Raw genomic sequence first — 9,226 nt, 5'->3', positions numbered from 1 at the left:
CAGGCGTTGATGGCCGCCGAGGCGCTGCACCGCGCGACGGGAGAGGCGGCTCTGCTCGCGCGGAGCACGGCACTGGCGGCGGCGCTGCGGGCGACGCAGCGTGACTCGGGCGTGTTCCGCGAAGCCGGCGCGGCGCCCGCCACCGTCGCCGACCATGCGATCGCGCTGCTGGCGCTGGCACGCCACCTCGCGCTGGCGCCATCGCAACACGACGCCGCCGCGCTGCGGCGCGGCCTCGTGATACTCGCACTGGCGACGCTGCCGGGGCCGGTGGACACGCTCGCCCTGCGCGGGGAGGGCGACCCGGTGGCGGCGACGACGGAGGACCTCGCGCGCCTGCTGCGCGCGCTGCGCGCCGCCCAGGGTGCACGCGCGGCCGGCGTGCTGCCCCTGCCGGCGGAGGAGGCGCGCCGCCTGGCCTTCCTGGCGGAAACCGCGACGGCGTTGCTGCAGGCGCGCATCCGGCCGGAGGGCGAGGTGCTGGTGGTGGCGGCGGGTGGGCCTGGCTCGGCCCCATCGCTCGCAGCCCAGGCGGCCGCGCTGGCGGCGCTGCTGCCGCCGGAAGCGGCCGTGGTCAGGGTGGCGGCGTGAAGGCCGGGGCGTCGGGGCATCGGAGAAATCCCCCCCAGCCTGGGCCCCAAGGGCGTCGCGACCGATCGCCCATGGAAGCGGAATCCCCTCGCGTCCCTGGGTGGGCGGATCGCCTCCGGCGGCCCGCGGCAGGAATGCTCCTGCTCCTGGCCGGATGCGCGGCGCCGCCGCCGCCGGAACCGCCGCTCTCCTACCCGCCCTCCGCGCGCGAACGCATGCTGCGCATTGCCGAGGCCGAGTGGGAGGATTGGGGGCGCCAGGCCTCCGATGCGCCGGCCCGCGGCAGCGAGGCCGATGCCGAGAACTTCCCGCGCGTGCTCGCCTATTGGCGGGCAGTGCCGGAAGGGGCCGGCCCGATCGCGCGCAACCGCCCACTCTACCGCGAAGGCAGTCCCGCCCTGTGGCGCGAGCCCGCCTGGTCGGCCGCCTTCATATCCTTCGTGCTGCGCGGCGCCGGCGTCGATGCGCGGGAATTCCCGCCGTCTTCCGCGCATTCCTACTACCTCGATGCGCTGATCGCCGACGCGCGGCGCTTCCCCGACGCCGCCCCCTTCGTGCCGCACGAGGTGGCGGAGCGTGCGCCGCGCGTCGGCGACCTGGTCTGCGCCGATCGCTCGGCCGTGCCGATCTCCTCCTGGCGCGAGCGCGCGGCGGATGAGGGCCGGTTCCGGCCCATGCATTGCGACATCGTCGTGCGCGTGGCGCGCGGGCGGGTGGAAGCGGTCGGCGGCAATATCCGCGATGCCGTCACCCTCTCCCGTTTCGCCACCGATCCGGCCGGACGCCTTCTTCCGCGGGGGCCGGGGCAACCCACATGGTTCGCCGTCATCGAGAACCGGCTGGGGCGCCTGCCCCCGTGGTTCCCACCATCCCACAGTGAGGGTCCTGCCTCGTGACCGATCTCTTCTCGCCCCTGACGCTGCGCGGCGTCACGCTCAAGAACCGCATCGGCGTCTCGCCGATGTGCATGTATTCGTGCCGTGACGACGGGCTTCCGACGGATTGGCATCTCGCGCACCTCGTCTCGCGCTCGGTCGGTGGCGCCGGCCTCGTCATCACCGAGGCCTCGGCCGTCGTGCCGGAAGGCCGCATCACCCCGGCGGACGTCGGCATCTGGAGCGAGGCGCACATCGCGCCCCATGCGCGCATCGTCGAGGCGATCCACGCCACCGGCGGCGTCGCCGGCATCCAGATCGCGCATGCGGGCCGCAAGGCATCCCGCCAGCCGCCCTGGGGCCAGGGCGCGGCCGATCCGTCCTGGGTCTGCGACGCGCCTTCCGCCGAGGCCTTCGACGGCTTCGCCGTGCCGCACGCCATGACCGAGGCCGAGATCGGCGCCACCATCGCCGCCTTCGCCGAGGCGGCGAAGCGGTCCGTCCGCGCCGGCTACCGCTTCATCGAGATCCATGGCGCGCATGGCTACCTGGCGCACCAGTTCCTCAGCCCGATCTCCAACCGCCGCAACGATGCCTGGGGCGGCGACTTCGAGGGCCGCACCCGCTTCGCGCGCGAGATCTCGGCCGCGGTGCGCGCCGCGATCCCGTCCGATGTCGCGCTCGCCATCCGCATCTCCCACACCGATTGGGTCGAGGGCGGCTGGACGACGGAGGAGAGCGTCGAGCTCTCCCGCCGCGTGAAGGCGCTCGGCGTGGATCTGGTCGATGTGTCCTCGGGCGGGCTCGATGCCGGGCAGAAGATCACGCTCCGGCCCGGCTACCAGGTGCCGGGGGCGGAAGCGGTGAAGCGCGGCGCGGAGTTGCCCGTCGCGGCCGTCGGGCTGATCACCGAGCCGAAGCAGGCGCAGGACATCGTCACCGAAGGCAAGGCGGACCTGGTCCTGCTGGCGCGCGTGCTGCTGCGTGAGCCCTACTGGCCGATGCGCGCAGCGGCGGAACTCGGGCACGTGGACGCGCTGCCGATCCCGCCGCAGTACGAGCGCGGGTGGAACACGCTCGGCAAGTGGACGATGGACCCCGAGATCGCGGCGCCGATGCAGACGCTGTGAAGGGACACGGGGAGGGGCGGCGGCCCCTCCCCGCACCCGGCCGGCAACCCCTTCCTCCGTTGCGGCGTTTTCCCGGATCACGATCCAGGAGGCCGCCATGCCGCGCGGAGACAAGTCCAGCTATACCGACAAGCAGAAACGCAAGGCCCGCCACATCGCGGAGGGCTACATGGAACGCGGCGTGCCCCGCGAGGAGGCCGAGAGCCGGGCCTGGGCCACCGTCAACAAGGAGAGTGGCGGCGGCAACCGTTCGGGCAGCGGCCGCGGCGTGCCGGACACGAAGGTGTCGAGCCGCAAGGGCGGGCGCAAGGGCGGTGCTGCAGCCGCCGCGCGCAGCCCGGCGGAGCGCAGCGCCTCGGCGCGCAAGGCGGCCGCCACCCGGAAGCGCAACGCGGCGGCGAAGGCGAAGAAGGCCCGGGCATAGGCGATACGGTTGGCCGGTTGGTGCCCGGTTCCGTGCGGGCTCGATCCGGTCCAGTCTGGCGCATCGTCCGGGAGGAAAACGCCATGATGCGCCTGCTCACCCTGTTGCTCGCCGCCGTCGCACCGTCCCTCGCCCATGCGCAGGAGGCCTTTCCCTCCCGCCCCATCACCCTGATCGCCGCCTATCCGCCAGGCGGGAATACCGACCTGATGGCGCGCGCCCTGCAGCCCGAATTGTCGCGCGCGCTCGGCCAGACGGTGGTGGTGGTGAATCGTGGCGGCGCCGCGGGCACGATCGGGACGGCGGAACTCGCGCGCGCGCGGGCGGACGGCTACACGATCGGCATCACGCCGAACAATCCGATCACGGCGCAGCCGCATGCGATCAACCTGACCTATTCGCTGGACAGCTTCCGCTTCCTCTGCCGCGTCTATGACAACCCGCAGGTCGTCATCCTCGGCCGCAATGCGCCGTTCCAGGATTTCGCGGGGCTCGTCGCGCTTGGCCGCAGCGCGCGGGAAGCGCTGGTCTACGGCGCGCCCGGCAATGCCAGCACTCAGCACATCCTGATGGCGGCGCTGCTGAAGCGTGCGGGCGTCGAAGGGCTGATGGTCTCCTTCACCGGCGCGGGCCCGATGAGCCAGGCCGCGCTCGGCGGGCAGATCATGGCGTTCATCGAGGCGTCCTCGATCCCGGCTTCCACCGGCCTGACGCCGATCGCGACGGTGACGGCGCAGCGCCTGCCGCACCTGCCGAATGTGCCGACGGTGGGCGAGCTCGGCTTCCCGGTGCAGGGGTCCTCGCATGGCGGGCTGATCGCGCCGGCCGGCATCCCGGACGCCGCGGCGGCGGCGATCGAGCGCGCCTGCGAGGCGGCGGTGGCGAGCGAGGGCTTCCGCACCACCGCGCAGCGTCTCGCCTCGGTGCCCGCCTTCCTGCCGGGCACGGCCTTCCGCGAGACCTTCGCGGCGGAAAGCACGGCCAACCAGGCGCTGCTGCGGGACCTCGGCCTGGGACGGTAGGCGCCGCCTTGCCGGCCCCGCGCGGGCATGGCCATGGTGCGCCGCAATCCGGCCGGAGGATGCCATGCCCGCCTATCTGATCGTGAACATCACCGTGCACGACCGCGAGCGCTTCGAAGACTACCGCCGCCAGGCGCCCGCGGTGATCGCGAAGCACGGCGGCCGCTACCTCGTGCGCGGCGGGGCGATGGAAGTGATGGAAGGCGAGCCCGGCCTGGACCGCATCGTCATCCTCGAATTCCCGAGCATGGAAGCCGCGCGCAACTTCTGCCACAGCGATGACTACGCGCCGCTGATCGCGCTCCGCCGCGCCGCCAGCACCGCGCACATCGCCCTGGTGGAAGGGGTGCCGGCATGACCATCGACGCGCTCGCGCCGTGGTATCTCTGGACCAAGTCGGCGCACCTGATCTCGGTCTTCGCCTGGATGGCGGGGCTGTTCTACCTGCCGCGGCTCTATGTCTATCACTGCCGGGCGGAGGCGGGCTCCGCGCAATCGGAACTGTTCAAGGTGATGGAGCGCCGCCTGCTGCGCGCCATCATGAATCCGGCGATGATCGCCACCTGGACCTTCGGCGTGCTGCTGGTGCTGACGCCCGGCATCGTGGACTGGAAGGCGGGCTGGTGGCACGGGAAGATGCTCGGCCTGATCACCATGACCGTGTTCCACCACGACCTGTCCATCGGGCGGAAGCGTTTCGCGCGCGACGCCAACAGGCGCAGCGAACGCGGCTGGCGCATCGCCAACGAGGTGCCGACGCTGGCGCTGGTCCTGATCGTCATCATGGTGATCGTGAAGCCCTTCTAGCCGGCTTCAGGAGCCAGGCCGGGGCGGGCGCCGTCCGGGGCGCGCGGGGCCGGCCGGCTCCGCTGGCCGCGGGCACGGGCGCGGCGGCACCGGCATGGCGAAGATGTCATCCGCGCCGCCCGATTCACGCCACGTCGCGATGGGCATAAGGTCCCCCCACGCCGCAACCGGATTCGCCCATGGACCTCGGTTCGATCTTCTCCGCCCTGCTGATGGGTATCGTCGAGGGGCTCACCGAGTTCCTGCCCATCTCCTCGACCGGCCACCTGATCCTGCTCGGCGAGCTGATCGGCTTCGAGGGGCCGCCGGGCAAGACCTTCGAGATCTCGATCCAGCTCGGCGCCATCCTCGCCGTGGTGGTGATCTATCGCGGCCTCATCCTCGACCTGCTGCGCGGCATGTGGCAGGCGGGCTGGCAGCGCTTCTACGTCATCAACCTCGTGCTCGCCTTCCTGCCCGCGGCGGTGATCGGCGCGACGCTGCACAAGACGATCACCGGGCTGCTGTTCAATCCGTGGGTCGTCTGCGTCGCCCTGATCCTGGGCGGCATCGCCATCATCGCCATCGAGCGCACGCGGCGGGAGCCGACCATCCTCTCGGTGCCGGAGATCGGGCCCCTCGCCGCGCTGCTGATCGGCTTCGGCCAGGCGCTGGCGATGATCCCGGGCACGTCGCGATCCGGCGCGACCATCATCACCGCCCTGGTGATCGGGGTGGAACGCCGGGCGGCGGCGGAATTCTCCTTCGTTCTCGCCATCCCCACCATGCTGGCGGCGACCGTGTATTCGCTGTGGAAGGCGCGGGCGGAGGTCGATTTCTCCGCCTTCGGGCAGATCGGCGTCGGCTTCGTCGCCGCCTTCCTGGTCGCCTTCGTCACGGTGCGGGCGGTGCTCGCGGTGATCGGCCGCATCGGCTTCACGCCCTTCGGCTGGTACCGGATCGGGCTCGGCCTGTTCATGCTGGCGGTGCTGGCGCTGCGCTAGAACGGCCTCCGTTCGCCTCGGCTTACGGACGCCGCTCCAGGCCTTTGCTTCTGCGAGCATCTTCACCCGACCAGGCGATTCCACCTGATCGGGACCTGCTCCAGGGAACAGGTGTCGGCGGTGCGCGCGAAGACGTCCGCTCAGGCGCGGCGAGAACGATGTCCGCCCAGGCGGACGCCGCTCTACTCGTCTTCCTCCAGCCGCTCGATATCGTCGTCAGACAGGCCGAAATGGTGCCCGATCTCGTGGATCAGCACGTTGCGGACAAGCCGGAACAGATCCTCCCCCGTCTCGATCCATTCGAGCAGGATGGGCTCGCGGAACAGCAGGATGCGGTCCGGCTCGCGCGGCACGTCGCCGACGGATTTCGCCGTCAGCGGCACGCCCTGGTAGAGGCCGGTCAGCTCCCACGGGCTTTCGATGCCCATCTCGCGCAGGGTCTCGTCGTCGGGCGTATCCTCGACAAGGATCGCCGTGCCGCGCACCAGGTCGCGTAGCGGCTCGGGGATTGCGGCCAGCGCGTGCTCGGCCATCTCAACGAGGTCATCGAGGCCGGGCGGGGTCGAGAAGCGCATGGCGCCTCATGCGCGGCCGGCCCGGCCGGCGTCAAGCACAGGAGGCAGCAATGGTCGAGAAACTGGACGCGGCAGGCCGGGCGAAACTTCCGCAGGATCTGCCGGACTGGAGCCCGGCGGAGGGGCGCGACGCCATCACCCGCGGCTTCCGCTTCGCCGACTTCAACCAGGCCTGGGGCTTCATGAGCCGCGTCGCCCTGCTGGCGGAGAAGCACGACCACCACCCGGAATGGTCCAATGTCTGGAACAAGGTGGAGATCACGCTGTCCACGCACGACGCAGGCGGGCTGAGCGCGCGGGACGTGGCGCTGGCGAAGGCGATCGACCGGCTGGTCGCGTGACGGCGCGCGGGGGCGGAGAGGGGCTTTTCCCCCCTCCGGACCTCCCCCCACCAAAGGCCTAAGGGCCTTTGGAAACCATTTGATTCATCAGGAATTGCGGGGAAGGGGGCGCGCCGGCGGCGACGCGCGGTGCGTGCTCCCTCCCCGCAATCCCCGATCAAGTTCCGGTGTCCAGAGGCCTTTCGGCCTCTGGCGGGAGGGGCCCCGGGAGGGCAGCGCCCTCCCCGTCCGCCACCCTCACAGCGCCCGCCAGCCGATATCCCTGCGGCAGAACCCTTCCGGCCAGTCGATCGCATCCACCGCCGCATAGGCGGCGGCCTGCGCCTCCGCCAGCGTCGTCCCGGTCGCGGTGACGCCCAGCACGCGCCCGCCCGTCGCGACCAGCGCCCCGTCCTCCCGCCGCGCGGTGCCGGCGTGGAACACCTGCACGCCCGGCACCTGCGCCGCGCGCTCGATCCCGCGGATCTCCGTGCCCTTCGCGTAGCTGCCGGGGTAGCCCTTCGCGGCCATCACCACGACGAGCGAGTGCAGCTTTTCCCAGCGCAGGTCGAAGGAAGCCAGTTCCCCGTCGCAGGCGGCGAGGAGCGCCGGCAGCAGGTCGCTCCGCAGCCGCACCATCAGCGCCTGGCATTCCGGGTCGCCGAAGCGGACGTTGAATTCGATCAGGCGCGGGCCGTCGGCGGTGATCATCAGCCCGACGAAGAGCACGCCACGGAACGGCGCGCCGCGCTTCGCCATCTCGGCCAGCACGGGCTGGACGATGCGGGCCATCACCTCGTCGCGCAGGGCATCGGTGAAGACCGGCGGGGGCGAATAGGCGCCCATGCCGCCGGTGTTGGAGCCGGTGTCGCCGTCGCCGACGCGCTTGTGGTCCTGCGCGGCACCCAGCGGGATCGCCGTGTTGCCGTCGCACAGGGCGAAGAAGGAGACCTCCTGCCCGACCAGGCATTCCTCGATCAGCACCGTCGCGCCGGATTCGCCGTGGATGCGGGATTCCATGATGTCGGCGATGGCGGCCTCGGCTTCCTCGACCGTGGCGGCAACGACCACGCCCTTGCCGGCGGCGAGGCCGTCCGCCTTCACCACGATCGGTGCGCCCTGTTCGCGGACATAGGCCTTCGCGGCGGCCGGATCAGTGAAGCGCTGCCAGCGCGCGCCGGGGGCGCCGGCGGCGTCCGCGACCTCCCGCGTGAAGGCCTTGCTGCCTTCCAGGCGCGCAGCGGCCTGGCTCGGGCCGAAGCACTTCAGCCCGGCGGCGGCGCAGGCGTCGGCGAGGCCGAGGGTCAGGGGCGCCTCGGGACCGCAGACGACCAGGTCCACCGACTGTTCCTGTGCGAAGGCGACCAGGGCCGGGATGTCCTCCGCACCGATGGCGACGCATTCGGCGAGTTCGGCGATGCCGGCATTGCCCGGGGCGCACCACAATTTGCTCAGCAGCGGGGATGCCCCGATTGCCCAGCACAGCGCATGTTCCCGCCCGCCGCCGCCGACCACCAGGACCTTCATCGCCCATACCCCCGCTTCTGACGGGCGGCGCCTTAGCATAGGGTGGCGCCATGGACACCCCGGCGACCACCAACATCCCGGAATACGGCGTTTCCGACCTGGCAGGAGCGATCCGCCGCACGCTGGAAGGCGCCTTCGGCCGCGTGCGCGTGCGCGGCGAGATCACCGAGATGAAACGGTATCCTTCCGGGCACATATACCTGTCGCTGAAGGACGCCGACGCGAAGATCGAGGCGGTGATCTGGAAATCCGCCGTCCGCAACCTCGGCACCATGCCGGAGAACGGCGTGGAGATGATCGCGACGGGGCGCATCTCCACCTATGCGGATCGTTCCAAGTACCAGCTCATCATCGAGCGCCTGGAATATGCCGGCGAGGGCGCGCTGCTCGCGCGCATCGAGGCGTTGCGCAAGCGCCTGCTGGCTGAGGGCCTGTTCGACGACGACCGCAAGAAGGCGATCCCGCGCCTGCCGGCCGTGATCGGCGTCGTCACCTCCGAGAAGGGCGCGGTCATCCAGGACATCCGCACCACCGTCGCGCGGCGCTTCCCGCGCCGGATCCTGCTCTGGCCGGTCATGGTGCAGGGCCAGGGCGCCGCGGAGCAGATCGCCGCCGCCATCCGCGGCTTCGACGCCATCCAACATGGCGGGCGCGTGCCGCGTCCCGACGTGCTGATCATCGCGCGCGGCGGCGGCAGCCTCGAGGACCTGATGGCCTTCAACGAGGAGATCGTCGCCCGCGCCGCCGCCGCCTGTTCCATTCCGCTCATCAGCGCGGTGGGGCACGAGACGGACACGACGCTGATCGACTTCGCCTCCGACCGCCGTGCCCCGACGCCCACGGCCGCGGCGGAACTGGCGGTGCCGGCGCGGGCGGAACTCTCCGCCGCGCTGGCGCAGACCGGGGCGCGGCTGGCGCAGGCGGCCGCCGGGCTGCTGAACGGCGCGCGGCTGCGGCTGCTGCGCGCGGAAC

The 9,226-nt window shown here is 71.7% G+C and carries 12 protein-coding genes; 10 read left to right on the top strand and 2 right to left on the bottom strand.

The window, feature by feature from the left end:
* From GXW76_RS23885 to GXW76_RS23850, 8 genes are all read left to right on the top strand, one after another.
* Positions 1-591 (top strand): hypothetical protein (locus GXW76_RS23885; RefSeq protein ID WP_211864652.1); only part of this gene is annotated, 591 nt, incomplete at its 5' end.
* A gap of 134 nt (positions 592-725) precedes the next feature.
* Positions 726-1,487: a DUF2272 domain-containing protein gene (locus GXW76_RS23880; protein WP_211864651.1), complete on the top strand. Its 762-nt coding sequence runs from the start codon at positions 726-728 to the stop codon at positions 1,485-1,487.
* A complete protein-coding gene (locus GXW76_RS23875) occupies positions 1,484-2,596 on the top strand; it encodes an NADH:flavin oxidoreductase/NADH oxidase (RefSeq protein ID WP_211864650.1) in 1,113 nt (370 codons plus the stop codon). Before GXW76_RS23880 ends, GXW76_RS23875 begins: the two co-directional genes overlap by 4 nt.
* A gap of 97 nt (positions 2,597-2,693) precedes the next feature.
* Positions 2,694-3,020 (top strand): plasmid stabilization protein, encoded by a 327-nt coding sequence (locus GXW76_RS23870; RefSeq protein ID WP_211864649.1) that lies wholly within the window; start codon positions 2,694-2,696, stop codon positions 3,018-3,020.
* Between the two features lie 83 nt (positions 3,021-3,103).
* The gene (locus GXW76_RS23865) at positions 3,104-4,042 is read left to right on the top strand and encodes a tripartite tricarboxylate transporter substrate binding protein (RefSeq protein WP_211864648.1); all 939 of its coding nucleotides are present in this window, start codon (positions 3,104-3,106) and stop codon (positions 4,040-4,042) included.
* A 64-nt stretch (positions 4,043-4,106) separates the two neighbouring features.
* A complete protein-coding gene (locus tag GXW76_RS23860) occupies positions 4,107-4,400 on the top strand; it encodes a DUF1330 domain-containing protein (protein ID WP_211864647.1) in 294 nt (97 codons plus the stop codon).
* Positions 4,397-4,849, top strand: coding sequence for a protoporphyrinogen oxidase HemJ (gene hemJ, locus GXW76_RS23855; RefSeq protein WP_211864646.1), 453 nt, complete (start codon positions 4,397-4,399; stop codon positions 4,847-4,849). Before GXW76_RS23860 ends, hemJ begins: the two co-directional genes overlap by 4 nt.
* 179 nt (positions 4,850-5,028) lie before the next feature.
* Positions 5,029-5,832, top strand: a complete 804-nt coding sequence (locus GXW76_RS23850) for an undecaprenyl-diphosphate phosphatase (protein WP_211864645.1) — start codon at positions 5,029-5,031, stop codon at positions 5,830-5,832.
* Between the two features lie 182 nt (positions 5,833-6,014).
* Here GXW76_RS23850 and GXW76_RS23845 read toward each other — a convergent pair whose 3' ends face one another.
* Positions 6,015-6,407: a metallopeptidase family protein gene (locus tag GXW76_RS23845; RefSeq protein ID WP_211864644.1), complete on the bottom strand. Its 393-nt coding sequence runs from the start codon at positions 6,405-6,407 to the stop codon at positions 6,015-6,017.
* A 50-nt stretch (positions 6,408-6,457) separates the two neighbouring features.
* Here GXW76_RS23845 and GXW76_RS23840 point away from each other — a divergent pair, with 50 nt between their 5' ends.
* On the top strand, positions 6,458-6,748 hold the full coding sequence (locus GXW76_RS23840; protein ID WP_211864643.1) for a 4a-hydroxytetrahydrobiopterin dehydratase: 291 nt from the start codon (positions 6,458-6,460) through the stop codon (positions 6,746-6,748).
* 237 nt (positions 6,749-6,985) lie between these two features.
* Here GXW76_RS23840 and purD read toward each other — a convergent pair whose 3' ends face one another.
* Positions 6,986-8,254, bottom strand: a complete 1,269-nt coding sequence (purD, locus tag GXW76_RS23835) for a phosphoribosylamine--glycine ligase (RefSeq protein WP_211864642.1) — start codon at positions 8,252-8,254, stop codon at positions 6,986-6,988.
* 50 nt (positions 8,255-8,304) lie between these two features.
* Between purD and xseA the strand changes: the two genes are divergently transcribed.
* On the top strand, positions 8,305-9,226 hold a 922-nt coding region (gene xseA, locus GXW76_RS23830), incomplete at its 3' end, for an exodeoxyribonuclease VII large subunit (RefSeq protein WP_211864641.1).

It is taken from the genome of Neoroseomonas soli (assembly GCF_018129065.1).
GTDB classification, from domain to species: Bacteria; Pseudomonadota; Alphaproteobacteria; order Acetobacterales; family Acetobacteraceae; genus Neoroseomonas; species Neoroseomonas soli.
The sequence above is the reverse complement of the archived record's forward strand: the minus strand, read 5'-3'. Positions and strand labels throughout refer to the sequence as shown.

What these genes read in the sequence shown, in the direction of transcription:
- GXW76_RS23880 (WP_211864651.1), top strand. Translation starts at nt 726, where the DNA reads ATGCTCCTGCTCCTGGCCGGATGCGCGGCGCCGCCGCCGCCGGAACCG.
- GXW76_RS23870 (WP_211864649.1), top strand. Translation starts at nt 2,694, where the DNA reads ATGCCGCGCGGAGACAAGTCCAGCTATACCGACAAGCAGAAACGCAAG.
- GXW76_RS23865 (WP_211864648.1), top strand. Translation starts at nt 3,104, where the DNA reads ATGATGCGCCTGCTCACCCTGTTGCTCGCCGCCGTCGCACCGTCCCTC.
- GXW76_RS23860 (WP_211864647.1), top strand. Translation starts at nt 4,107, where the DNA reads ATGCCCGCCTATCTGATCGTGAACATCACCGTGCACGACCGCGAGCGC.
- hemJ (WP_211864646.1), top strand. Translation starts at nt 4,397, where the DNA reads ATGACCATCGACGCGCTCGCGCCGTGGTATCTCTGGACCAAGTCGGCG.
- GXW76_RS23850 (WP_211864645.1), top strand. Translation starts at nt 5,029, where the DNA reads ATGGACCTCGGTTCGATCTTCTCCGCCCTGCTGATGGGTATCGTCGAG.
- GXW76_RS23845 (WP_211864644.1), bottom strand. Translation starts at nt 6,407, where the DNA reads ATGCGCTTCTCGACCCCGCCCGGCCTCGATGACCTCGTTGAGATGGCC.
- GXW76_RS23840 (WP_211864643.1), top strand. Translation starts at nt 6,458, where the DNA reads ATGGTCGAGAAACTGGACGCGGCAGGCCGGGCGAAACTTCCGCAGGAT.
- purD (WP_211864642.1), bottom strand. Translation starts at nt 8,254, where the DNA reads ATGAAGGTCCTGGTGGTCGGCGGCGGCGGGCGGGAACATGCGCTGTGC.